At 75.6% G+C, this 24,027-nt stretch carries 22 protein-coding genes; 7 read left to right on the top strand and 15 right to left on the bottom strand.

Annotation, left to right across the window (positions count from 1 at the left end; genetic code table 11):
- Positions 1–137: 137 nt before the first annotated feature.
- Both J3473_RS19730 and J3473_RS08325 read right to left on the bottom strand, forming a co-directional pair.
- Entirely contained in the window at positions 138–1,559 is a 1,422-nt protein-coding gene (locus J3473_RS19730) for an aminotransferase class I/II-fold pyridoxal phosphate-dependent enzyme (protein WP_207022711.1), read from the bottom strand.
- Entirely contained in the window at positions 1,549–2,721 is a 1,173-nt protein-coding gene (locus J3473_RS08325; RefSeq protein ID WP_207022710.1) for a M20/M25/M40 family metallo-hydrolase, read from the bottom strand. Before J3473_RS08325 ends, J3473_RS19730 begins: the two co-directional genes overlap by 11 nt.
- Before the next feature lie 76 nt (positions 2,722–2,797).
- On the opposite strand from J3473_RS08325, the gene J3473_RS08320 reads away from it, so the two are divergent.
- The 3 genes from J3473_RS08320 to J3473_RS08310 all read left to right on the top strand — a co-directional run bounded on the left by J3473_RS08320 (position 2,798) and on the right by J3473_RS08310 (position 4,189).
- The gene (locus J3473_RS08320) at positions 2,798–3,109 is read left to right on the top strand and encodes a hypothetical protein (RefSeq protein ID WP_030527573.1); all 312 of its coding nucleotides are present in this window, start codon (positions 2,798–2,800) and stop codon (positions 3,107–3,109) included.
- Positions 3,106–3,627, top strand: coding sequence for a hypothetical protein (locus J3473_RS08315; RefSeq protein ID WP_207022709.1), 522 nt, complete (start codon positions 3,106–3,108; stop codon positions 3,625–3,627). The genes J3473_RS08320 and J3473_RS08315 overlap by 4 nt, the downstream gene beginning before the upstream one ends.
- A gap of 67 nt (positions 3,628–3,694) precedes the next feature.
- Positions 3,695–4,189: a DUF2505 domain-containing protein gene (locus J3473_RS08310; protein ID WP_207022708.1), complete on the top strand. Its 495-nt coding sequence runs from the start codon at positions 3,695–3,697 to the stop codon at positions 4,187–4,189.
- Between the two features lie 178 nt (positions 4,190–4,367).
- Here J3473_RS08310 and pruA read toward each other — a convergent pair whose 3' ends face one another.
- From pruA to J3473_RS08285, 5 genes are all read right to left on the bottom strand, one after another.
- Entirely contained in the window at positions 4,368–5,996 is a 1,629-nt protein-coding gene (gene pruA / locus J3473_RS08305; protein ID WP_207022707.1) for an L-glutamate gamma-semialdehyde dehydrogenase, read from the bottom strand.
- Between the two features lie 99 nt (positions 5,997–6,095).
- On the bottom strand, positions 6,096–6,524 hold the full coding sequence (locus J3473_RS08300; protein WP_207022706.1) for a hypothetical protein: 429 nt from the start codon (positions 6,522–6,524) through the stop codon (positions 6,096–6,098).
- Between the two features lie 22 nt (positions 6,525–6,546).
- Positions 6,547–7,992, bottom strand: coding sequence for a wax ester/triacylglycerol synthase family O-acyltransferase (locus J3473_RS08295; protein ID WP_207022705.1), 1,446 nt, complete (start codon positions 7,990–7,992; stop codon positions 6,547–6,549).
- Positions 7,993–8,004: 12 nt separating this feature from the next.
- Positions 8,005–9,270, bottom strand: a complete 1,266-nt coding sequence (locus J3473_RS08290; protein ID WP_207022704.1) for a hypothetical protein — start codon at positions 9,268–9,270, stop codon at positions 8,005–8,007.
- Positions 9,267–9,929, bottom strand: a complete 663-nt coding sequence (locus J3473_RS08285) for an SAF domain-containing protein (RefSeq protein ID WP_207022703.1) — start codon at positions 9,927–9,929, stop codon at positions 9,267–9,269. Before J3473_RS08285 ends, J3473_RS08290 begins: the two co-directional genes overlap by 4 nt.
- A 128-nt stretch (positions 9,930–10,057) precedes the next feature.
- Here J3473_RS08285 and J3473_RS08280 point away from each other — a divergent pair, with 128 nt between their 5' ends.
- The gene (locus J3473_RS08280) at positions 10,058–10,294 is read left to right on the top strand and encodes a helix-turn-helix domain-containing protein (RefSeq protein ID WP_030527581.1); all 237 of its coding nucleotides are present in this window, start codon (positions 10,058–10,060) and stop codon (positions 10,292–10,294) included.
- Between the two features lie 5 nt (positions 10,295–10,299).
- On the opposite strand, the gene J3473_RS08275 is transcribed toward J3473_RS08280, so the two are convergent.
- Positions 10,300–10,842: a hypothetical protein gene (locus tag J3473_RS08275; protein ID WP_207022702.1), complete on the bottom strand. Its 543-nt coding sequence runs from the start codon at positions 10,840–10,842 to the stop codon at positions 10,300–10,302.
- Between the two features lie 166 nt (positions 10,843–11,008).
- On the opposite strand from J3473_RS08275, the gene J3473_RS08270 reads away from it, so the two are divergent.
- Entirely contained in the window at positions 11,009–11,728 is a 720-nt protein-coding gene (locus J3473_RS08270) for a LysM peptidoglycan-binding domain-containing protein (protein WP_207022701.1), read from the top strand.
- The gene (locus tag J3473_RS08265) at positions 11,725–12,264 is read left to right on the top strand and encodes an Rv3235 family protein (protein ID WP_207022700.1); all 540 of its coding nucleotides are present in this window, start codon (positions 11,725–11,727) and stop codon (positions 12,262–12,264) included. Before J3473_RS08270 ends, J3473_RS08265 begins: the two co-directional genes overlap by 4 nt.
- A 379-nt stretch (positions 12,265–12,643) precedes the next feature.
- Here J3473_RS08265 and secA read toward each other — a convergent pair whose 3' ends face one another.
- Positions 12,644–15,508, bottom strand: coding sequence for a preprotein translocase subunit SecA (gene secA, locus J3473_RS08260; protein WP_030527585.1), 2,865 nt, complete (start codon positions 15,506–15,508; stop codon positions 12,644–12,646).
- Positions 15,509–15,687: 179 nt separating this feature from the next.
- Between secA and J3473_RS08255 the strand changes: the two genes are divergently transcribed.
- A complete protein-coding gene (locus J3473_RS08255; protein ID WP_207022699.1) occupies positions 15,688–16,836 on the top strand; it encodes a GNAT family N-acetyltransferase in 1,149 nt (382 codons plus the stop codon).
- A gap of 62 nt (positions 16,837–16,898) precedes the next feature.
- Here the strand turns inward: J3473_RS08255 and J3473_RS08250 are convergent, their stop codons facing one another.
- The 6 genes from J3473_RS08250 to mtrB all read right to left on the bottom strand — a co-directional run bounded on the left by J3473_RS08250 (position 16,899) and on the right by mtrB (position 24,025).
- Positions 16,899–18,104: a winged helix-turn-helix domain-containing protein gene (locus tag J3473_RS08250; RefSeq protein ID WP_207022698.1), complete on the bottom strand. Its 1,206-nt coding sequence runs from the start codon at positions 18,102–18,104 to the stop codon at positions 16,899–16,901.
- Positions 18,097–18,804 (bottom strand): response regulator transcription factor, encoded by a 708-nt coding sequence (locus J3473_RS08245; RefSeq protein WP_242525776.1) that lies wholly within the window; start codon positions 18,802–18,804, stop codon positions 18,097–18,099. Before J3473_RS08245 ends, J3473_RS08250 begins: the two co-directional genes overlap by 8 nt.
- Positions 18,805–18,881: 77 nt before the next feature.
- The gene (gene raiA, locus J3473_RS08240) at positions 18,882–19,508 is read right to left on the bottom strand and encodes a ribosome-associated translation inhibitor RaiA (protein ID WP_207022697.1); all 627 of its coding nucleotides are present in this window, start codon (positions 19,506–19,508) and stop codon (positions 18,882–18,884) included.
- A gap of 145 nt (positions 19,509–19,653) precedes the next feature.
- Positions 19,654–20,427 (bottom strand): ComF family protein, encoded by a 774-nt coding sequence (locus J3473_RS08235; RefSeq protein WP_207022696.1) that lies wholly within the window; start codon positions 20,425–20,427, stop codon positions 19,654–19,656.
- 131 nt (positions 20,428–20,558) lie between these two features.
- Positions 20,559–22,316, bottom strand: coding sequence for a GerMN domain-containing protein (locus J3473_RS08230; protein WP_207022695.1), 1,758 nt, complete (start codon positions 22,314–22,316; stop codon positions 20,559–20,561).
- A complete protein-coding gene (gene mtrB / locus J3473_RS08225) occupies positions 22,313–24,025 on the bottom strand; it encodes an MtrAB system histidine kinase MtrB (RefSeq protein ID WP_242525775.1) in 1,713 nt (570 codons plus the stop codon). Before mtrB ends, J3473_RS08230 begins: the two co-directional genes overlap by 4 nt.
- Positions 24,026–24,027: the final 2 nt, after the last annotated feature.

The following is a 24,027-nucleotide window of genomic DNA, read 5'->3' as shown; positions in this document are numbered from 1 at the left end:
GGTGGCACCGCACGCGCGGTGGCCACGTCCTCGTGGGTGCCACCGAGCCTATCCACCCGCGCTCGCCGGGGCCGCCCGGGGTTGCGGCGCGGGTGTCTCGTCGGCGGGACGGTTCTTGCGCGGTCGTCGACCCCGGCTCAGTGGGCGACGACGTCGAGCGTGGCCAGGCTCGGGTCGGCGGCGTAGGCGATGCGGCTGCCCGCCGCGCGGGCGGCGCGCAGGGCGTCGAGGGACGCGACGGTGACGCGCTCGCCGGGCGCCAGCACCGGGACGCCGGGCGGGTAGGGGGCCACGAGCTCGGCGCTCACCCGGCCGACGGCGGCCTCCAGCGGCACGGTCTCGCGCGGGGCGAAGAAGGCCTCGCGCGGCGTGCTGGCGGTCTCCGGGTCGACCGCCCAGACGCCGCTCGGGGCAAGGGGGCGGGCCGGGCCGCGCCGACGCGCGAGGGACTCGAGCAGCGCGTCGGCGAGCGCGGCGACGCCGGCGGGTGTGTCGGCGAGCGTGACCATCGCGCAGAGGGTGTCGCGGTCGGCCATCTCGAGCGGCAGGCCGCGGCGCAGGAGGTCGGCCTCGACGGCGTTGCCGTCGACACCGGCGCCGGGCAGGACGAGGGTCAGCCGCAGGGGGTCGGTGCCCGGGCCGTCGAGGACGACGAGCCCGTCGACCTCGCCCAGCCGCGCGCGGGCGGCGTCGACCGCCTCGAGGACCGGCCCGAGCAGCGCCGCGCCGTCACGCTCCAGCAGGGCCCGCGCCGCGTCGACCGACGCGAGGATGCCGCCGGCCGGGCTCGTCGTGGCCGTCGCCTCCACGCCGGCGTCGAGGCGGCGGGGGTCGATGCGGCCGGACCTGGCCAGGACGAGGGCACCCTGCGAGACCGCCGGCAGCGCCTTGTGCGCGCTCGTGACGACGACGTCGGCGCCGAGGGCGAGGGCGTGCGGCGGCAGGTCGGGGTGGAAGCCGAGGTGGGCTCCCCACGCCGCGTCGACGACGAGCGGCACGTCGTGGGCGTGAGCAACGTCGGCGAGGCCGGCGACGTCGCCGACGGTGCCGACGTAGGAGGGGTCGCCGACGAGCACGGCCACGGCGCGGGGGTGCTCACGCAGGGCGGCGTCGACCGCCGTCGGGGCCACCCCCACCGGCAGCCCGTGGGCCGGGTCGACCTCGGGACGCACCCAGACCGGCACGAGCCCGGCGAGGACGAGCCCGAGGAGCATCGAGCGGTGCAGCGTCCGCGAGACGACGACCTCGTCACCGGGGCGCCCGAGCGCGAGGGCCACGGCCTGGTTGCCGTGCGTCGAACCACCGACCGAGAAGCGGCAGAGGTCGACACCCCAGGCCCGCGCCGCCCGCCGCTCGGCGTCGTGGAGCACGCCGCGCGACAGCTTCATCGTGTCGAGGCCGGCGTAGAGCGGGACGTCCCCGGCCACGACGTCGCCGACGAGGTCGTGACGCTGCTTGTGCCCGGGGATGGTGAACGGCGTCGGTGCGTCCTCGTGGAAACGCAGCCAGGCATCGAGCAGGGGGGCGTCCGACCGCAGCCCGCGCGGGTCAGTCGGCACGACCGCTCCCCCATGCCTCGGCCGCGGCCACGAGGGCGCGGGTGAAGCGGCGGACCTGCCCGAGGTCGACCCACTCGTCGGCGGCGTGGAGGCCCCCACCGGCCGGTCCGCACACGAGGGCCGGCACGCCCGCCGCCTGCCAGAGCGTCGCCTCCATCCAGTAGGGCGCGTCGAGGGGCGGGGGCTGCTCGACGCCCTCGGCGGCGAGCGCGGCGTCGAGGGAGTCGGCCAGCGCTGCGGCCGGCCCGGCGTCGTCGAGCCGCCAGGCCTCGCGGGCGACGACGAGCCGCACGCGGGCGTCGACCGTGGGGTCGTCCGCGCGCAGCCCGTCGAGGAGCTCGTCGAGCTCGGAGAGCACGCAGTCGGCGGCCTCGCCCGCCACCGTGCGTCGCTCGACGACCGCGCGGGCCGAGCGGCCGAGGACGAAGGGCGACTCGCCGCCCGAGGCCACGGTGACCATGAGCGAGCCGCCGGACGCCACGACGTGGTGGCCGCGCTCCTCGACCGCGGCCAGGAGGCGCCCGAGGTGGGCCACGGCGTTGACGCCCTCCTCCGGCTGGGACGAGTGCGCGGCCCGGCCGGTCAGCGTGACCTCGGCGACCGCGTAGCCGCGCAGGGAGGCGGTGCGGGACAGCCACGTCGGCTCGGCGACGAGCGCGGCGTCCGGGGCGAGGCCGAGGCGCGGGAGGGCCTCGAGGACGGACTCGGTGCCGAGGCTGAGGTCCTCCTCGTCGGCGACGAGCGCGAGGACGATGTGCACCGGCGCGGTGCGGCGCACGAGCTCCTCGGCGGCGACGACGACGGCCGCGACGCCGCCCTTCATGTCGCAGGCCCCGCGGCCGTCGAGGCGGTCGCCGTCGACCACGGGGGTGAACGGCGCGTCCATCCCGTCGGTGCCGACCGTGTCGACGTGGCCGGTGAGGACGAGGCACGGCGTCCCGGGCTCCCCCGGGCCGACGGCGAGCAGGCTCGGCCGGTCGGGGTGGCCGGACGGCGTGACGCGGTGGGTGTCGAAGCCGGATGCCGCCAGCCGCCGGTCCAGGAGGTCGACGACCGCGGCCTCGCCCGCGGCGCCCGGCACGAGGCCCGGGTTGACCGAGTCGGTGGCGACGAGCTCGGCGGTCAGGGCCGCGGCGTCGGCGCCGAGGTCGGGAGTGCTCACGCGGCGACGCTACGCGGCGCGGGGAGCCTGTGGGCAACTGCGCGGCCGGTGTGACCGATGTGGCTACCGTGGCGCTGTGCCCCTCGGTCCCGACCCCTCGCTCGCCCGGACCGCGCTCGACCGGCTCGACGCGCTGCGCGGCCTGCTGCCCGCGGCCGAGGACGACCTGCTCGCGTGCCTCGTCGTCACCGGCGAGCCGCGCCCGCAGCGCGTCCTGGACGACTGGCTCGACCAGGCCGCCGACACCCTGCGCGCGCTCGGCGAGGCCGCCGACGAGGTGGCCGCCGCGCTGGCACCGCACGCTGCTCCGACCCGGGCCGAGGCGCCCGGCGCGACCGCACCCGTCATCCCCCTGCCCGCGTGGCGCGACGACGAGGCCCGGCGATGAGCGTCGTCCCCGGTGACCCGGCCTCGCTCTCGGCCTGCGCCGCTGCGGTCGCCGACGTCGCGCGACGGCTGGCGGCATCGGGCCGTACGCTCGGCCCGCCGGTCGAGGAGCTCGGCGACGGCTGGCCCGGGCGCGCATCGGTCGCCACGCGGCGTCGCGGGGCCGAGGTCGCCGCGGCGGCCGTCACCACGGCCGAGGAACTCGAGCGGATGGGGCGCGAGCTGCAGGACCGGGCGACCGACCTCGCCGACCTCGTGGCGCGGGGCCGAAGGGTCGAGGAGCGCGCGGCGGCCGCCGGGCTCGTCGTGCGGGACGGACGCGTCGTGCCCGCGTGGGGCGTGCGCGGAGAGGCCGACGCGGGCGCGGTCGCCGACGGCGACGCGGCGGCCGAGCGCATCGCGGCCGAGCTCACCCTCGTGCTGCACCAGCACCGACGACGGCGCGACCTGCTCCTCGCCGACCTGCGTGCCTCGACCGACCGCCTCGCCGCGCTCTCCCACACGCTGCGGCGCGGGTGAGAGGATCGCCGGACCCGAGGCGGGCCCGGTGCGGCCCGCCCTCCTGCGACCTGCGAGGACGGACCGAGTGCGACTGACGAGGCGAGAGCAGCTGGACGCGACCCCCGAGGAGGTCTACGCCCTGCTCACCGACCGCGGCTTCCAGGAGGCCAAGTGCGAGGCGACGACCGGCGGTGGCGCGTGGAGCGCCGACGTCACGCAGAGCGCCGTCGGGCACCGGGTCGCGACGACGCGTGAGCTGCCCGCCGACGGGCTGCCCGACGTCGCCCGCTCCTTCGTCGGCGCGACGCTCACCGTCATCGAGAGCTACGACTGGGGTGCCCCGGCCGCCGACGGCTCCCGCGAGGCCGTCGTCGACCTGCACGTCAAGGGCGCGCCGCTGACGCTCAAGGGCACGCTGCGCCTCGAGCCGGACGGCAGCGGCTCGGCCGAGGTCCTCGACACCGAGCTCAAGGCCAACGTCCCCTTCGTCGGCGGCAAGATCGAGAAGGCGGCGGCGGACCCCATCAACGCCGCGGTCGACGTCGAGGTCGGCCTGCTGCGCGAGCGCCTCGGCCGCTGACGTCGCGGGCTACACCGCAGTAAGCGTCGTGATCACGACACCTACTGCGGTGTAGCGCGCCACGAGGAGGGTGAGGGTGCGGGGCGGCGCGAGACCCCGGAACGTCCACGAGACCCCGGCTCGGAGCCGGGGTCTCGTGGACATCTCGGGGTGACCCCGAAAAGGTGGGGCCGGGGGGTCAGCCCATGTGCGGGTAGCGGTGGTCGGTCGGCGGGACGAACGTCTCCTTGATCGAGCGCGTCGAGGTCCAGCGCATGAGGTTGGCCGCCGACCCCGCCTTGTCGTTCGTGCCGGACGCGCGCCCGCCGCCGAACGGCTGCTGGCCGACGACGGCGCCGGTCGGCTTGTCGTTGACGTAGAAGTTGCCGGCGGCGAAGCGCAGGCGGTGCATCGCGTCGGCGACCGCCGCGCGGTCCTGGGCGATGACGGCGCCGGTCAGCGCGTAGGGCGCCGCGGACTCCATCTGGTCGAGGACCTTGTCGTACTGGCGGTCCGGATAGACGTGGACCGCGAGGATCGGGCCGAAGTACTCGGTCGTGAACATCTCGTCGGTCGGGTCGCTGCTCTCGACGATCGTCGGGCGGACGAACCAGCCCTGCGAGTCGTCGTAGGTGCCGCCGGCGACGACGTCGAGGTGGCTCGTCGCGTGCGCGCGGTCGATGGCCGCGACGTGCTTGGCGTACGCGCGCTCGTCGATGACCGCGCCCATGAAGTTCGACAGGTCGGTGACGTCGCCCATCGGGATGCCGTCGGTCAGCTGGACGAGGTCGTCGCGCATCTTCTTCCACAGCGAGCGCGGCACGTAGGCGCGCGACGCGGCCGAGCACTTCTGGCCCTGGAACTCGAAGGCACCCCGGATGAGGGCGGTGCGCAGGACGTCGACGTCCGCGCTCGGGTGCGCCAGGACGAAGTCCTTGCCGCCGGTCTCACCGACGATGCGCGGGTAGTGGCGGTATCCGGTGAGGTTCTCGCCGATGGTGCGCCACAGCGACTGGAACGTGGCGGTCGATCCGGTGAAGTGCAGGCCGGCGAAGTCGGGGTGCGACAGGACGACGTCCGAGACCACGACGCCGTCGCCGGTCACGAGGTTGATGACGCCCGGGGGCATCCCCGCCTCCTCGAGCAGCTCCATCGTCAGCTGCGCGGCGAGCTGCTGCGTGGGCGACGGCTTCCAGACGACGGTGTTGCCCATGAGCGCCGGGGCGGTCGGGAGGTTGCCGGCGATGGCGGTGAAGTTGAACGGGGTCACCGCGTAGACGAAGCCCTCGAGCGAGCGGTGGTCGCTGCGGTTCCACACGCCGGCGCTGTTGGCCGGCGGCTGCTCGGCCATGATCTGGCGGGCGAAGTGGACGTTGAAGCGCCAGAAGTCGATCAGCTCGCACGCGGCGTCGATCTCGGCCTGGTAGGCGGTCTTGCTCTGGCCGAGCATCGTCGCGGCGTTGAGCCGCGCGCGCCACGGGCCGGCGAGCAGGTCGGCGGCCTTGAGGAGGATGGCGGCGCGGTCGTCGAAGGAGAGGTCGCGCCAGCCCGGGGCCGCGGCACGGGCGGCGTCCACGGCGGCGACGGCGTCGGCCTTCGTGGCGCCCTTGGAGACACCGAGGACGTGACGACGGTTGTGCGGCTGGCGGACCTCGAACTTCTTCCCCCCGCCCATGACGCGCTTGCCGCCGATGGTGTGCGGCAGCTCGTGGCGCTCGGCGGCGAGCTCGACGAGGGCCTGCTCGACGGCCGCGCGCTCGGGGCTGCCCGGCGCGTAGTCGCGGACGGGCTCGTTGGTGGGGGCGGGGACCTGGGTCACAGCGTCCATGGGGTGGGGCACCTCGTTCGGGTCACGATGTCGGGACGCCCCACTCTCGCGCCCGGCCTCGGGGGGACGCAACTCGCCCCGGGCGGGCCGGGCGGAGCCTCAGTCCCGGGCGAGGAGGTCGAGGACGTCGCCGAGCTCGGTGACGTCGAACCACAGCAGGTCGGCCGTGCCGGTGTCGCCGGCCGACTCGTCGACGTGGAAGGAGACGATCCGCGAGCGCGGCACGACGGCGAGCAGCTCGACGCGCGAAGGCACGTCGCCGTCGGACGGGACGGACACGACGCCGGCGTCGAGGTCGGCCGACGCGACGACGCGGCGCTCGTCGCGGTCGCGCAGCGCCTCGGCCTCGTCGGCCGCGGCCTCCCAGGCGAGGTGCTCGAGCTCCTCCTCGTCGGTGACGAGGCCGGGCGTGCCGAGCGCGGGCGTCACGCCGTGCGCGGGGACCGGGGGCGTGCCGAGGTCGCGTCCGTCGGCGAGCGCCTCGAGGTCGGCCGCGGTGAGCGGCAGGTAGACGCGGGTCAGGGCCATCGGGTCCTCCTCGTGGGGTCGCTCACGCGCGCCGGCGGCCGCGCGGGCGGGGGGCGTCGAGCAGCTCCTGGAGCGAGTCGACGATGCCGCGGCCGAGCACGTCGGCGTCCGGCATCGCGTCGCGGTCGGCGTACAGGCCGTAGTAGACGCCGCCGTCGTAGGAGGTCAGCCCGATGGAGAGCGCCTGCCCGGCGCCGAGCGGCGTCACGGGGTAGGTCGCGACCATCTGCGCGCCGTCGGCGTACAGGGGCGTCTGCGGGCCGGGGACGTTGGTGATGACGACGTTGTGCAGCCGGCGCGAGACCATCCCGCCGAGCCGCGCGCCGAGCGCGTGCAGCGTCGGCGGCGCGAAGCCGCCGACCCCGGCGAGCGCCTCGGCCGAGACCGCCCGGCGTCCCCCGCCCTCGGTCTGCTGGCGCATCGAGAAGGCGATCTGGTGCAGGCGCATCGAGGCCTTGGGCTCGCCGACGGGCAGGTCGACGAAGCAGGCGGTGACCTCGGCGCCGACGTGGGCCGGGGCGTCGTCGGCCGGGCGCACCGAGACCGGCACGAGCGCGCGGACGGTGGTGCCGGGGTAGACGGGCTCGCCACGGGTCAGCAGCCAGGACCGGAACGCACCGGCGACGGTGGCGAGGACGACGTCGTTGACCGTCACCTCGTCGGCGAAGGAGCCCTGGCCCAGGCGGGTGCGCACCGTGCGGTAGTCGTCGAGGTCGGTGCCGACCATGACGTAGCGGCGGGCGCGGCCGACGGAGGCGTTGAGCGGCGAGTCGGGCGCCGGGCGGGCGGAGACGCGGGCGAGGGTCGAGACGACCTCGCCGGCCACCGAGGCGACCTTGCCGGCGGTGCGGGCGACGTCGACGGCCCCGCTGCGGAGGGTGTCGACGAGCTGGCTGGGGGTGCGCACGACCTCGGCGAGGGCGCCGACGAGCAGCTCGGCCGATGTCGGCTCGGGGCGCGGCCGCCACGTCGCGAGGACACCGTCACCACCACCCGGGCGGCCGTCGACGATGACGCCGCCGATGTCGACGCCGTTGACGCCGTCGACGAGGCTGTGGTGGCTCTTGGTGATGATCGCGAAGCGGCCGTCGGCGAGCCCCTCGACGAGGTAGACCTCCCAGAGCGGGCGCGAGCGGTCCAGGGGGCGCGGCAGGATGCGGGCGACGAGCTCCTCGAGCTGCTCGTCGGAGCCGGGACGCGGCAGGGCGCTGCGGCGCACGTGGTAGCTGAGGTCGAACGAGCGGTCGTCGACCCACACCGGGTTGCCGAGGCCGGCGGGCACGGTCTTGATGCGCTGGCGGTAGCGCGGGACGTGGGCGATGCGCTCGCTGATGAGGTCGACGAGCGTCGCGTAGTCGAAGCCCTCGGCCGGCACGTCGAAGACCATGACCGAGCCGACGTGCATCGGGGTGGTCGCGTCCTCCAGGCGCAGGAAGGACGCGTCGAGCGCGCTGAGTCGGTCGGCCACGGCCCTATGGTGTCAGACCGCCGCCCGGCGCCGTCGGCCGTGACGGGCGGTGGTCGACGTGTCGGCGCAGCGGGGGTCGAGCGCGGCGGCGAGCGCCGTGAGGGCGAGCGTCAGCGCGCCACGGGGCCGGACCTCGGTGAGCGTGCGGCCGGTCAGCACCGACTCGTCGCAGTCGTCGGGCGCCCAGGGCAGCATCCGCACCTCCTCGAGGCCGGCGAAGCGCCCCAGCACGTCACGAATGGTGCGCTCGGGCCGCGGCCCGGCGGCCGAGGCCCGCAACTTGTTGACGACGACGAGGGGCGGGGGCGCGGCGACGAGCGCCACCTCCTGGACGGCGCGGACCAGCCGCTGGAGCCCGACGGGGTCCGCGGCGCCGACGACGACGAGGGCGTCGGCGGCCTCGAGGGCGGCCAGCGTCGCGGCGTTGCGGCGCGGGGCGGCCGTGTCGTAGCTCAGCTCCTCGTCGTCCTCGATCGCGAAGCCGGCATCGACGACCACGTGGTCGACGATCCCGCGGGCCAGGCGCAGGAGGTCCTCGACCGCGGCCGTCCGCAGCTCCGGCCACCGGTCGGCGCGGGGCAGCCCGGTGAGCACCCGCAGCCCCGGGAGCGCTTCGGGCGCCAGGCGGGCCAGCGCCGGGACGTCGAGGGTCCCCTGCTCGGAGGCGCGGGCGGCGGCCGCCACCCCGGGCGCCTCGTCGACGAGGCCCAGCACCTGCGCCACCGACGCCCCCCACGTGTCGAGGTCGACGAGGAGGGTGCGGACACCGTCGGCCGCGAGGGCCGCCGCCACCGTGACGGCGACGGTCGTGCGCCCCGGCGCGCCGGTCGGCCCCCAGACCACCGTCACGGGCGTCGGGCGTCCGGGCGCCTGAGGCACCGGGTCGTCCTGCGTCGGGTCCTCGTCGTCGGGCCGGCGCGAGGTCGTGGCGTCCGCGAGCGCCGACAGCGCCGCGTCGACCGCGTCGGGGCCGTCGTCGGGGTGCAGCAGCGTGGCGACCCCCAGCTGCCGCAGGCGGCGCTCCCCCTCCTCGTCGTCGGCGGCGACCAGCCCCGCGACCCGCACCCCGTGGCCGGCGAGGTGCCGCAGCGCGTCCCGGTCGAGCCCGCGCAGGTCGGGCGAGACCACGGCGACGCGCGCGACCCCGGCGGCCCCCGCCGACAGGAGCTCGGCGAGGTCGGCGCAGCGCCGGACGAGCGTCAGCCCGCGGGCGGCCCCGAGGACCTCGACGAAGTGGGCCTCGTGGCGATGCGTGAGCGCGGTGAGGAGGGTCGTCACGGGACGCCACCCGGCACCGGGACGAGCGTGATGCGGGCACCGTCGTCGACGGCGGACACGAGGTCGCGGACGTCGGCACTCGGCACCATCACCTGCACCGGCCGGGTCTGCTCGGCACCGGCGAGCACGCCGTCGTCCTCGGCGACCGCGGCGACCGACACGCGCTGGAGGACGCGCTCGGGCCCGGCGTAGCGTGTGACACCCACCCCGCCCGAACCGTCCTCGGGCCGGTTGACGTAGACGTCGACGAGCGACCCGCGCCGCAGGGCGGCCGCCGAGGTGCCGTCGACCCGCAGGGCCACCTGCTGCACGCCGACGGCGGACGCGTCGCCGACGGCGCTGCGGGGCAGCAGCTCGCCCGTCCGCAGCTCGCGCAGCGCGTAGGCGTCGGCCGCGAGGGGCCGGTCGGCGGCGACGTAGCCGGCCGCGCTGTCGCCGAGCTGGACCTGCACCACCGTGAGGTCGGAGGCGACGAGCCGCTGCCCGGGCGTGATGGCACGGGCCGCCGCCCACACGGGGACCCGGTCGTCCGCGCGCGCCACGACGAGCGAGCCGGCCACCGTCGAGAGGAGGACGAGCAGGACACCGACCAGCAACCGGGAGTCGCGCCACGACGGGGCCCGCAGGCGCGAGGCGGTGGGTGCGGGCAGATCGGTCATGCCGGGATCCTGCCCGAGCGGCGCGCGGCGCGCAGGTCCGTCGCGCCGACCTGTGGACGACGGGTCGCCGGAGGCGGCGCTGTGGAGGACGCTGCCGGAGCCGGGCCGGCCGGTGGCAGACTGGCCGCGTGCCGAAGCGTTTCATCCCGTTGACCGAGGTGTCGGAGATCCTCGACGTCTCCGCGGCCCAGGCCTACGCCCTCGTGCGCAGCGGTGACCTGCCGGCCATCAAGGTGGGCGGGCGCGGCCAGTGGCGGGTCGAGACGAGCGAGCTCGAGGCCTACATCGAGCGGATGTACGCGCAGACGCGTGACTTCGTCGCGACGCGCGGCGAGGCGGGCGAGGGAGCCCCCACCGAGGGCTGAGCGGCTCATCGGCGCGACTCGACGACGCGCAGCGCGGCGAACGGGACGACGCTCACGGCGCGGACGTTCTCGCGGCGGCGGGGCTCCCCGTCGGGGTGCTCGGCGAGCACGAGGTGGTCGGAGCCGACGACGTCGACCGTGCCGACCAGCGAGGTCCCGCCGGCCAGCGCGACTGCGACGGTCGCACGGTCGCGCGCGAGGACCCGGAGGGCGTGACCGAGCCCGAAGCGGCGGGCGGTGCGGCCCGGGTCCGCGTGCGGTGGCAGGCCGGTGAGGGTGACCACCGCGTGCAGCGGCAGGAGTCGCTCCCGCCCGCCGTCGCCGAGCAGCAACCATCCGTCACCGACGTCGCTCAGCGTGCCGGTGAGGCTCCGTCCGCCCTCGACGAGGAGCGACACCTCCGTCCCCACGCCGGCGAGGAGCCGGGCGGTGAGGTCGACGAGCGCCCGCTCACGCCGGGTCCGCTCGGCGACCTCGCTGTCGAGCTCGCGGCGCTCCTCGGCGGCCAGCTGGCCCTCGAGGTCCGCGAACAGCCCCTCCCACCTCATGGTCCCCCTCCGGGCCGGGCGACCTCCCGCAGAGGTCCACCCGGCGCTGGTCCGTCACCCGTGACATCCACAGGCTAGCGAGCCCCTCTTGCCGACGTCCGCAGCACGGTCTAGCGTCCATCGCATGCAGGGAGCACCAAACGACGTCAAACGACACCCAACTGGCATGATCGCCGCCGGTGCGGTCGCGACGGCCGCCACGCTGGGCGCCGCCGCCCTCGGCCGGCTCGCCCTCGGCACGGCCCGGGCCGGCCTCGCGGGGGTCCCGGTGGCGGTCGACGACGCCCTCGTGGCGACGGCCGCCGCGCTCGCCGCGCTCGGGCTCGCGTGGCTCGTCCTCACCCTCGTGCTCGCGGCGCTCGCCTCGGCGCCGGGTGCGCTCGGGCGCGGGGCGGCGCGACTCTCGGCAGAGGTGACGCCCCGGGCTGCCCGGCAGCTGGCTGCGCTCCTCCTCGGTGCCGGGGTCGCGACCGGTGCGGGGGCGGCGACCGCGAGCGCCGCCTCCGCCGACCCGCGGCTCCCCGACCCCGGGTGGAGCGCGACGGCGATCGTCGGGTCCCTGGTCGATGCGCCGGCGCACCCGGCAGGCGAAGGCCCCGCCCCCGACCCCGGCTGGACCCCGGACGCACCGCGCGTCAGGCCGCAGCCCGACGTCGGAGTCGTCAGCGGGCGCTTCTCCGTGACCGACCCCGACGTGGTCGTCGTGCACCGCGGCGACTCGCTGTGGACGCTCGCGGCCCGTCACCTCGGGCCGGGTGCGAGCGACGCCGAGGTCGCCCGGGCCTGGCCCCGGTGGTACGCCGCCAACCGGGCGGTCATCGGCGCCGACCCCGACCTCCTGCTCCCCGGCCAGGTCCTGCGCGCCCCCACCGTGGACGCGTCGTGAGCCGGGCGACGCCGCCGAGCCTGCTCCCGGCGCGTCCCCTCCCGCCCGCCCTGCCGCTGGGCGAGGCGCTGCGCCGGGCCCGGGCCGCGCGGCCCACCCCTGCGCGGGTGCCGGGGTACGTCCAGGACGCGCTCGCCGTCGACCTCTCCTGCGCCACCGACGAGCAGGTCTTCGGCCCGCAGCGCACCGCGCGGGCCGCCCTGCCCGACCCGGCCGCCTGGGGTGCCTACATCGTCCAGGCGCTCCTCGAGGTGATGGGTGGGCAGCGGCCCGCGCCCCAGGTCCTGCGCTGGACGACGCCGGAGGTGTACGCGGTGCTGGCCCGCCGGGGGGCCAGGGTCGCCCGGCGCGCGGCCGACGGGCGCCGCTCCCCCGCCCTGCGCACGCACGTGCGGCGGGTGCGGGTCTGCGAGCCCGCCGACGGGGTCGCCGAGGTCGCTGTCGTCGTCCAGCACGGTCCGCGGGTCCGGGCGGTCGCGGTGCGCCTCGTCGGCCAGGACGGCAAGTGGCGGGTCGCCGCCCTCCAGGTGGGCTGACGAGCCACGGGCCGCACCGGTCGGGGGTCGTCCCTGACCGGCCGCGAGCCGCACCGGTCGGGGGTCGTCCGGACGACGGCCGCGCCCACCCGGTGGGCGTCCTCGGCCGAGGCCTCGTCGCCGGCACGTGGTGCGGCTCGAGGCGTAGGAACGGGGGTGATCACCCCCGGTGTCGCGCCACCGGGTGCGCCATCATCCGCGCCACCGCCCGCCGGCGTCGAGACCCCGGTTCGTCCACGAGACCCCGGCTCCGAGCCGGGGTCTCGTGGACATTTCGGGGTGACCCCGAAATGTGGAGGCCTGAGGGGCGCGTGGGACGGACGGTGCCGGTCCACCGCAGGCCCGCCGTCAGGCACCCGGTCGTCGTGCGCGGGGTCGCTCAGCGGCGACCGTGGCACATCTTGAACTTCTTGCCCGAGCCGCAGGGGCACGGGTCGTTCTTGCGGGTCGTCGCGAGCTGCTCCTCGGTGAGGGTGGCACCCGTCCCGGCGCGGTCGTCGCGCACCTCGACCTCGCCGGTCTCGGTCGGCGCCGAGTAGTGCAGGGCACCGGTGCGGGGACGGCCGACGCCGACCCCGGAGACCTCGACGTGCGGGGCGTCCTCGACCGACCGCTCGCGCTCCTCGGCCGCCTCGGCCGGAGCCTCGTCGGTCGCGGCGCCGCCGCCCCCGGCCATCGCGCCGAGCATCTGCGAGACGTGGACCGGCTGGACGGCCGGCGCCTGCTGCGCCTCGTCGACCTGGACGTCGACGTGAAAGAGCAGCCCGACGGACTCCTCCTTGACGGCCTCGTTCATCGCCTGCCAGAGCTGGAAGCCCTCACGCTGGTACTCGACGAGGGGGTCGCGCTGGGCCATGGCCCGCAGGCCGATGCCCTCCTGGAGGTAGTCCATCTCGTAGAGGTGCTCGCGCCACTTGCGGTCCAGCACCGAGAGCATGACTCGCCGCTCGACCTCACGCATGACCTCGGACCCGAGCGCCGCCTCGCGCTCGTCGTAGGCACGGTGCGCGTCCGAGAGCAGCTCCTCCTTGAGGATCTCCGTCGTCAGCCCGGAGCGACCGCCCGCGGCCTCCTCGAGCTGCTCGGGCGTGACCGAGATCGGGTACAGCGCACGCAGCGCGGTCCACAGACGCTCGAGGTTCCAGTCCTCGGCGAAGCCCTCGGCGGTCTCGGCGTCGATGTAGCCCTCGACGACGTCGTTGACGAAGAAGCGCAGCTGCTCGTGCAGGTCCTCGCCCTCGAGGACGCGGCGGCGCTCCTCGTAGATGACGGTGCGCTGGCGGTTGAGGACGTCGTCGTACTTGAGGACGTTCTTGCGGATCTCGAAGTTCTGCGCCTCGACCTGCGCCTGCGCCGACTGGATCGAGCGCGAGACGAGCTTGGACTCGATCGGCTGGTCGTCGTCGAGCTTGGCGGTCGTCATCACCCGGTCGACGAGACCGGCGTTGAACAGCCGCATGAGGTGGTCCTCGAGCGAGAGGTAGAACCGCGACTCGCCCGGGTCGCCCTGGCGGCCGGAGCGGCCGCGCAGCTGGTTGTCGATGCGGCGCGACTCGTGCCGCTCGGTGCCGAGGACGTAGAGGCCGCCGAGCTCGGTGACCTCCTCGTGCTCGGTCTCGACCTGCGCCTCGGCCTGCTCGAGCGCCGCGTCCCAGGCGGCCTCGTACTCCTCGGGCGTCTCGTGCGGGTCGAGACCGCGGTCCTTGAGCGCGGCGACGGCGCGGAACTCGGGGTTGCCGCCGAGCATGATGTCGGTGCCTCGACCGGCCATGTTCGTCGCGACCGTCACGGCGCCCTTGCGGCCCGCGTCCGCGACGATCGAGGCCTCGCGCTCGTGGTGCTTGGCGTTGAGCACCTCGTGGCGGATGCCCCGGCGGCGCAGCTGCTCGGAGAGGTACTCCGACTTCTCGACGGACACGGTGCCGACGAGGACCGGCTGGCCGGCCTCGTGCTTCTCGGCGATGTCGTCGACGACGGCCTTGTACTTGGCCTCCTCGGTCCGGTAGACGAGGTCGGCCTGGTCCTGGCGGACCATCGGGCGGTTGGTCGGGATCGGGACGACGCCGAGCTTGTAGATCGAGTTGAGCTCGGCGGCCTCGGTCATCGCCGTACCGGTCATGCCCGAGAGCTTGTCGTACATGCGGAAGTAGTTCTGGAGGGTGATCGTCGCGAGGGTCTGGTTCTCGTTCTTGATCTCCACCCCCTCCTTGGCCTCGATGGCCTGGTGCATGCCCTCGTTGTAGCGACGGCCGGCGAGCATGCGCCCGGTGTGCTCGTCGACGATGAGGACCTCGCCGTTCATCACGACGTAGTCCTTGTCGCGCTGGAAGAGCTCCTTGGCCTTGATCGCGTTGTTGAGGTAGCCGATGAGCGGGGTGTTGGCCGACTCGTAGAGGTTGTCGATGCCGAGGTGGTCCTCGACCTTGTCGATGCCGCGCTCGAGGACGCCGACGGTCTTCTTCTTCTCGTCGACCTCGTAGTCGCCGCGTCCGGACTCCAGCTCGCCGCGCTCGAGGCGCTGGGCGATGCGGGCGAACTCGGTGTACCACTTGGTCGGCGCGTCGGCCGGGCCGGAGATGATGAGCGGCGTGCGCGCCTCGTCGATGAGGATCGAGTCCACCTCGTCGACGATGCAGAAGTTGTGACCCCGCTGGACGAGCTCCTCGGTCGACCACGCCATGTTGTCGCGCAGGTAGTCGAACCCGAACTCGTTGTTCGTGCCGTAGGTGATGTCCTTCGCGTACTCGACGCGCCGCTGCTCGGGCGTCATCGACGAGAGGATGCAGCCGGTCTCGAGGCCGAGGAAGCGGTGGACGCGGCCCATCAGCTCGGACTGGTACTCGGCGAGGTAGTCGTTGACCGTGATGACGTGGACGCCCTTGCCGCTCAGGGCGTTGAGGTAGCTGGGCAGCGTCGCGACGAGGGTCTTGCCCTCACCGGTGCGCATCTCGGCGACGTTGCCCATGTGCAGCGCGGCGCCACCCATGATCTGCACGTCGAAGTGCCGCTTGCCGATGGTGCGCTTGCCCGCCTCGCGGACCGCGGCGAACGCCTCGGGCAGGATGTCGTCGAGCGTCTCGCCGTCGGCGAGGCGCTGGCGGAAGGTGTCGGTCTCGCCGCGCAGCTCGGCGTCGGTGAGCTTGGCGAAGTCCTCCTCGATCGCGTTGACCTGCGCGGCGATGCTGTCGAGCTTCTTGAGGATGCGTCCCTCACCGGCACGCAGCAGCTTCTCGACGATCTTCACGAGTGGGACTCCCTGGTAGACGGACGGCGGCGGTCGGACGAGGCGGTGCCCGAGCGCCGGACCCGCCTAGGGTAGTCGAGGCCCCCGCGGCCGTCCCGCGGCGGCGCACCCGAGGGTCCAACGGGCGGTCGGCGCGCCCCGGTTCCCGGTCGGCGGGTCGCGGTGGTTGGGTGGGGGCCATGACCGAGGCCGTCTTCCCCGACTGCGTGCCGGTGCTCACCGACGGGCACGTGCGCCTGCGCGCGCACCGACCCGAGGACGTGCCGCGGCTCGTCGAGCAGTGCCGCGACCCGCAGGCCGTCCGCTGGACGACCGTCCCCCGCCCCTACGTCGAGGCCGACGCCGACCGCTTCCTCGCGCTCGTCGAGGCGGGCTGGAACGACGAGGGGGGCGACCGGCTCTGGGCTCTCGAGGACGCCACCGACCCCGGCCGCGGCTACCTCGGCACCGTCGACCTCCGTCCCCGGCTCGGCGGCGCCGTCGCCGAGCTCGGCTACCTCCTGCACCCCGACGCGCGCGGCCAGGGCTACATGGCCGCCGCAGTGCGCCTGGCCGTCGCCTGGTTCCTCGAGCGCGGCGGCCACCGCGTGCACTGGAAGGCCGAGCGCGGCAACTTCGCGTCGTGGCGCGTGGCGTGGGCGTGCGGGTTCACCCACCACGGCACCCTCCCCGGCTCGCTCGAGGCGGTGGGCGGCGGGGCGCCGCTCGACGCGTGGCAGGGCAGCATCGGCCCGGACGACGTCCTCGAGGCCCGCACCCCGTGGCCCGAGCCGCCCGTCCTGCGCACGGACGAGGCGGGCGGGCTCGTCCTGCGCCCGTGGCTCGACGAGGACGTCGACGCGCTCGAGCCCCGCGACCAGCCGGCCCACCACATGCCGGCGCGCGGCATCCTCGAGCCGGACACCTTCCCGGAGTGGCTGCTGACCCGTCGGGAGAAGATGGCGCTCGGGACGACCCTCAGCTGGTGCGTCGCCGACGCGGCGACCGGCCGGGCGCTCGGCGAGGCCCTCGTCTTCGTCCACGAGGGCACCCTCGACGACGACACCGCCGAGCTCGGCTACCAGGTCCTGCCGAGCGCCCGACGACGCGGCGTGGCGACGGCCGCGGCCCGGCTCGTCGCGCAGCACGCGCTCGCGCCGCGCGCCGACGGCGGGATGGGGCTGCGCCGGCTCGTCGCGCAGACGGCCGAGGACAACACCGGCAGCAACGCCGTGCTCGACGCGGCCGGCTTCGAGATCTGGGGCCGCGAGACCGAGGCCGACGTGCTGCCGGGCGGGCGGACGGTGGAGTCGCTGCACTGGGAGCGCCTGCGCCCCTGGACGCCCTGACGGCGCCGCGAGCGTCGCCGACGAGACCTCCGATCTCGAGCCGCCCTGCCGCGCAGGGCGGCTCAGCGAGGGTCGACCGCAACCCCGGCCAGGCCCAGCCAGCCGGCCAGGAGCAGGAGCTCGGCGTCGAGCTCGGTGCGGTCGAGCTCGTCACCGCGCCCGGGCTCCCAGGTGGTCCGCCGCACCCGGAGCAGGCCGGCGGCCCGGTCGCTCTTGAGGTCGACCCGCGCCACGAGCTCGTCCCCGAGGAGGAACGGCAGGACGTAGTAGCCGTGCACCCGCAGCTCCTCGGGCACGTAGATCTCGAGGCGGTAGTCGAACCCGAAGAGGGCGGCGACCCGGTCGCGCTGCCAGACCAGGGAGTCGAACGGCGAGAGCAGGGCCCGGGCGTGGACCCGTCGCGGCCGCCGCGCGTCCCGGTGCAGGTAGACCGGTCGCCTCCACCCCTCGACGACCCCGGGCAGGAGGACCCCGTCGGCGACGAGGGCGGCGATGGCCGGCCGCGCCTGCTCCGGGCGCAGCCGGAAGTAGTCACGCAGGCACTGCTCGCTGCCGACGCCGTGCGCCCGCGCGGCGATCTCGACGAGCCGCCGGAAGGCCTCCTCGTCGGTGGGTCGCGCGGCAGGGTCGAGCGCGGCCTCGCGCAGGGCCGGGGGCAGCACCCGCGCGGGGTGTGCGTAGCGCCGCTCGAACTGTGGCGTGCGCCCCGCGCTGCTCAGCCGCCCGGCCCAGAACAGGTGCTCGAGGGCGTTCTTGACGAGCGACCAGTTCCAGCCCCAGTGCTCCCGCTCGCGCGGCAGGTCGTGCGCCAGCGCCGCCTCCACCTCGCGGCTGGTCATCGGCCCGTGCGCGCTCACCTCGGCGAGCACGGTCTCGACGAGGCCCGGGTGGTCACGGGCGACCCGCTGCATCCCGCCCCACGACTCGTCGCGGGCCCGGCGCATCCGGAAGTCCAGGAGCGGCCAGGTCGAGGGCGGCACGAGGGACGCCTCGTGGGCCCAGTACTCGACCAGCCGCCGCGGCGCCCGGTCGCGGGCGCGGTCGAGCAGGCCGGTGTCGTACGGGCCGAGGCGCGAGAAGAAGGGCAGGTACTGGCTGCGGACGACGACGTTGACGCTGTCGATCTGCACGACGCCGACGGTGTCGACGACGCGCTGGAGGTCGCGCACCCCGGGCGCGAGGGGACGGGGCCGGGCGAAGCCCTGGGCCGCGAGCGCGATGCGGCGCGCGGCGGGGCGGGTGAGCCGGACCGGAGCCGGCTCAGGCATCCGGGGGGACGAGCCGCTGCTGGTGCGCGTAGACGGCCGCCTCGACCCGCGAGTGCAGGTGCAGCTTCTCGAGGATGCTGCGGACGTGGTTCTTCACGGTGTTCTCGGCGATGCCCAGCGCCTCGGCGACCTCGCGGTTGACCATGCCCCGGGCCACGTGGCGCAGCACCTCGACCTCGCGGTCGGTGAGGGTCGTCGGCTCGGGGCCCTCCGGCGGCGCGTCGGCCTGGCTGAGCCGGCTGAACTCCTGGAGCAGCGTCGCGGCCATCCCCGGCGGGATGATCGCCTGCCCGTCGTGGACCCGGCGGATGGCGTCGGCGACCTCCTCGCCGGGCAGGTCCTTGAGGAGGTAGCCGCTGGCGCCGGCCTTGATCGCCTCGAAGAGGTCCTCCTCGTCGTCGCTCATCGTCAGCATGAGGATGCGGATGCGCGGGTCGGCGGCATGGAGGCGAGCGGTCGCCTCGATGCCGCCGACCACGGGCATCCGCACGTCCATGAGGACGACGTCGGGGTGCAGGCGGGCGCAGAGCTCGACGACCTCGCTGCCGTTGCTCGCCTGGCCGACCACGGTGGCCGCCCCGTCGAGCTCGACGACGATCGCCATGCCCTGCCGGTAGAGCGCGTGGTCGTCGGCGATGACGACGCGGACGGGGCCGGAGGGCAGGCCGGAGACCTCGTCGGTCCCGTGCGCCTCTGGCACCCCACTCACCTCGTCCGTCACATCGTCATCGTGTCAGGTCCGCGGGCCGCCGTGCGGCCCCCACGCGCGGGAAGCCGCTACGACGCGGCCTCCTGGACCTCGCCGTCCGCCTCGAGGTCGAGGTGGAGGACGCCGTAGGACCAGCCGCGGCGCCGGTAGACGACGCTCGCGCGGTCGGTCTCGACGTCGTGGAAGAGGTAGAAGTCGTGGCCGACCGCCTCCATCTGGGCGAGCGCGTCGGTCAGGGTCATCGGCGTCGAGCGGTGCACCTTCTCGCGCACCTCGATCGGCGAGTCGCCGAACGGGTCGTCGGGCTGCTCCTCGCCCTCGGCCGGCGGGGCGTCCGGGGCCTGGATGCGGGAGGTCGCCATCGCGACGGACTCGGGCGTGCGACGGCCGCGGTGCACCCGCTTGCGGTCGCTCTGCCGCCTGAGGCGTTCCATGAGCCTGTCGACCACCACGTCGAGGGCCGCGTACTTGTCGTCGGCGCACGCCTCCGCGCGCACCACCGGGCCCTTCGCGTAGCAGGTGACCTCCACCCGGTCGCAGGCCTTGGCCTGGGAGCGGTTGGCCTCATGACTGACCATGACCTCGACCCGCCGGGTGCGTGGGGCGAGCTGGGTGATCTTGGCCAGCTTCTCCTCGATGTGGTCCCGGAATCGGTCGGAGACGGTCAGGTGCCGTCCGGTGACGACGATGTCCACGTGGTCCTCCTCGTGCTCGATGGTGTGGGGGCCGAACACTCAGCGACAGGGGCACCACCTCCGGAACACGGGGTCCATGCACAGACGCTAGCCGTCCCCGAGGGGCCTCACAACCACGACGGGAGAACCCGTCCCGTCGTGCTCGTCACGCGGACACCCTCGCCCCGGACCTCGTCGACGGCGTCGCCCCGACGACCGCCGCCCCGACGTGGACCGCGCCCGCCACCCGCAGCGCCCGGGCCGCCTCGGCGAGCGTGGCCCCGGTCGTCACGACGTCGTCGACGAGCAGGCAGACCGCCTGCTCGACGAGCCGCAGGTCAGCGGGCCGCACGGCCATCGACCCCGCGAGGTTCGCCGCCCGGGCCGCCCGGCCGAGGGCGGTCTGGTCGGCGACCGGTCGGGTGTGCCGCAGCACCGGTCGGCACGTGAGCGACGGGTCCCCGAGACGACGGGTGGCGGCGGCCCCGAGCGCCGCCACGGCGTCCTCGCCGCGCAGGCGCCCGGCACGGCGCGAGGTCGGGACCGGCACGACGAGCACCGGGCCGCGGCGCCACGCGTCCCGCAGGTCGGGGTCGGAGGCCAGGGCCCGGTGCATCGCCACCGCGAGGAGCCGCGCCAGCCCCGGTCGCAGGTCACCGCGCCCCGTGTCCTTGTGCGCCGTCACCACGGCCCGGACCGGGCCGGCGCAGACGGTGGCGGCCCACACCGGCGGATCGACCCCCGGGACCGGGCCGTCGTCCACGGGCGGGACGCGCGCCGCCCGGCGGCAGGCGGGGCACCAGCGCTCCCCCTGGACCGCGCAGCCACCGCAGCGCACCGGCAGGACGAGGCCGACCGCGTCGCGGACACCGTCGCGCACCGCCCCCGGCAGGTCCGTCCACGCCACCGCCGCGCCCGTCGCGTCATTGCGTCCGTTCACGCCACCACCCCCGCTCGCTCTGCGCCCACCCTGCCGCAGCGAGGGCGCAGCCGTCCGGCCGTCGTGCCCGAGCCCGGTCGGTCCTGTGGACGACGACGGACGGCGTGCCCCGTTGTGGACGGCGCCGGAGGTCAGCCGGCCGGGGCTGCGAGGTCGGAGGCCTGCCCGCTGTCGACCCAGCGCAGGCCGGAGCGTGACAGCAGCCGGTTCTCGCGGGTGACGAGGTAGAGGTCGCGCTCGACGCCGACCGTCGCGACGGCGCGGGCCCCGGCGGCCTCGGGCAGCGGCGAGACCGACGCGTCGACGGACACGAGGACCGGACGGACCGCCGCCCCGCCCACGGACGCCACCGTGGCGACCTGCTGCGCGTCGACCCACGTCAGCCCGCTCGCCCGGGTGACCCAGGTGCCGAGCCGCAGCGGGGCGGACAGCCGCTCGGGGCGCTGGCCCCCGCCGCGCACGACCCCGGCGAGGTCGAGCCGGACGTCGCGGCCGTCCGGCCGGGTGGACAGGACGACGACACGGTCGCCGTCCGCGGCGACCCGGGCCTCGACGACCCGCCGGCCCGCGAGCCACGACGCCTCGACGGGCTGGGCGCGGGCGGCCACGAGGTCCGCCGGGGACACGCGCGTGTCGACCGTGAACAGCCGGGCGTCCCCCGAGCCGACGGCGCCGGCCCAGAGGAAGCCGCGACGGTCGTACGCGGGGGCACCGACGTCGGCCCCGAAGGGCGGCACCTCGTAGCGGTTGGTCCCTCGCCAGCGCGAGAGGCCGTCGCCCGACGGGTCGACGGCGGCGGTCTCGGCGCCGTCGGCCGAGAGGGCCAGCCGGGTGAAGTCGGCCGGGACGTCCGGGTAGGCGCTCGGGCCGGCGGAGGCCCCCTTCTGACGGACGCTCCCGGTGGGGTCGAAGACGGCCACCGTCGCCCCGCGGCGCACGACGGGCGCGGCGCTGGCGGTGTCGGACTCCGGCGGGAAGCCGATGCGCTCGAGGGAGGAGACCGGTCCCTCGACGCCGTCGAGGTCGACCGGGACCCCGTCGATCTGCAGGGTCACCGCGGTGACGGTCGGGTCCTGCGTCAGGGTCGTGAGGAACTGGGCCCAGATGTTCTCGCGGGTGGTCTCCCCCGGCGCGAGGCGGCTGGCGATGAGGTTGACCGACACCACGCCCGAGGCGTCGACCGACACGGCGTCGCCGAGCAGCCGGGCCCCGGCCGGCACGGCGGTCGTCGCCGCCCCGAGGAGGTGGTCGGGGACGGGGGCGAGCTGGGCGTTGGCCAGCCGGGTGAGCAGGCGGTCCAGCGGGAACCACCGGACGTCGGGGACCGTGGCGCGGTGGCTCGCCGAGACGTAGTGCACGGCGAAGGGCTGGACCAGGCGGGGGACGTCGTCGGCGGCGATCCACCGCCCGAAGCCCTCGGGCATCCCGTCGATGCGCCACTGCCCACCGACCGAGGTGAGCGAGAACCGGGCCGAGGCCGAGCTGCCCGGCCGGGCCGCGGTGTAGCGCCCGTCGGCGTCGACCGTCCCGGCCACGGGGGCGGTGACCTGGACGGTGGCCGGGTCGAGCAGGCGGGTCGTCGGGGACTCGTTCCCCGAGAGCAGGACGATCGTCTCGTCCGGCTGCCACCGCTCGGCCATCCGGGAGGTGAGGAACTTGCGCGCGTTGTCGTACTTGCCGTCGCTCGAGGCCCCGGCGCGCAGGAAGCCGCTGACGATGCCCTGCTGCGTCTCCCGGGCGTCCGGGCCGGGGTAGACGAGGCCGATCTGGGGGGCGATGGGCGCCGAGACGTCGAGCCCCGGCTGCACCGGGCCCCCGCCGCTCAGGCCGCTGCACCCGGTGAGGAGGAGCGCACCGAGCAGGGCCGCGAGGAGGCGCGACGGCCTCACGGCTGCTCGTCCCGGGGGCTGAGCGGCAGCGGGGAGGAGTGCAGGCTGGTGCCGGCCTGGGCGGGCAGCGTGAGGCGGAAGCGCGACCCCTCCCCCGGCTCGCCCCACGCCTGGAGCCAGCCGTTGTGCAGCCGTGCGTCCTCGAGCGAGATCGAGAGCCCGAGACCGGTGCCGCCCGTCGTGCGGGCGCGCGCGGGGTCGGCCCGCCAGAAGCGCGTGAAGACGTTGGCGGCGTCGCCCGGCCGCAGGCCCACGCCGTGGTCCTCGACGACGACGGCGACGGCGTGGTCGTCGACCCCGATGCGGACCTCGACCGGCCGGCCCTCGCCGTGCTCGACCGCGTTGACGACGAGGTTGCGCAGGATGCGCTCGACCCGGCGCTCGTCGACCTCGGCCTCGGCCGGGCCGTCGGGGGCGACGACGGTGACGACGCTGCCGCGGCGCTCGGCCAGCGGCCGGGCCGCCTCGACGACCTTGGCGACGGTGCCGCGCAGGTCGACCGGCTCGAGGTCGAGCACCGCGCCGCCGGCGTCGAACCGGCTGATCTCGAGCAGGTCGGCGAGCAGCGCCTCGAACCGGTCGAGCTCGCCGGCGAGCAGCTCGGCGGAGCGCGCGACCGGGGCCTCGAACTCGTCGCGCGAGCCGTGGAGGACGTCGACGGCCATCCGGATCGTCGTCAGCGGCGTGCGCAGCTCGTGCGAGACGTCGGAGACGAACCGCTGCTGGACCGCGGAGAGCCCCTCGAGCTGGCGGATCTGGCTCTGGAGGCTGTCGGCCATGTTGTTGAACGAGGTGGCGAGCAGCGCGAGGTCGTCCTCGCCGCGCGCGGGCATCCGCTCGTTGAGCCGGCCGGCGGACAGCCGCTGGGCGACCTGCCCGGCCCGCCGCACGGGGGTGACCACCTGGCGGGTGACGACCCAGGCGACGGCGCCGACGAGGAGGGTGAGGATGACGCCGGCGACGAGGAACGCGTTGCCGATGAGGTCCATCGTCGCGACCTCCTGCTCCATCGGGAAGATGAAGTAGAGGTCGTAGAGGCCGGCGTTCTGGATCGTCACGACGCTGCCGACGACGACGGCCGGCACGTCACGGCCACCGAGCCGCAGCGTGCTCACCTGGGTGTGCTGCCGGCCGGGGTCGGCGGCGACGGCGGCACGCAGCTGCTGGCTCACGGCGTCGATGCCGACCGCGCGGTTGCTGCGCGCCTCGACGAGCACGACGTCGCTGTCGTTGTTCGTGGACCGGTTCATCACGACGTAGCGGCTGGGGTCCGGCCCGGGGGCGCTGAGGATGCGCGTCATGATGTCGGTCGCCGAGCGGTTGAGCTCGTCGACGGACGCCGACGTCGACGCGTTCCACTGCACCTGCGCTCGCGAGGTCAGCGACAGGGCCTCGTACTGCGAGTTGGTGATCCGGCTGCGCTCGAGCCCGGTCGCGATCTGCTCGTGGAGGACCGACCCCAGCACGCTGACGACGGCGAGGCCGAGCAGCATCGTCGTCGCGACGACCCGCAGGCGCAGTGACTGCCGCCAGCGTCGGCGCAGCCCGCGCAGGCGTCGTCCGGCGCCCGACGAGAGCCTCCGCAGCAGGACGAGCGCGGGTCGCTCGCGCGGGAGTGCGGGTGCCGCGGACGGGCCGACGACGACCCCACGGAGCGGCTCGCGGGCCGACGCGTCCCGACCCACGCCGACGTCGGCGGCCCCGGGCACCG

This window comes from Phycicoccus sp. DTK01 (genome assembly GCF_017312765.1).
GTDB classification, from domain to species: Bacteria; Actinomycetota; Actinomycetes; order Actinomycetales; family Dermatophilaceae; genus Phycicoccus; species Phycicoccus jejuensis.
The sequence above is the reverse complement of the archived record's forward strand: the minus strand, read 5'-3'. Positions and strand labels throughout refer to the sequence as shown.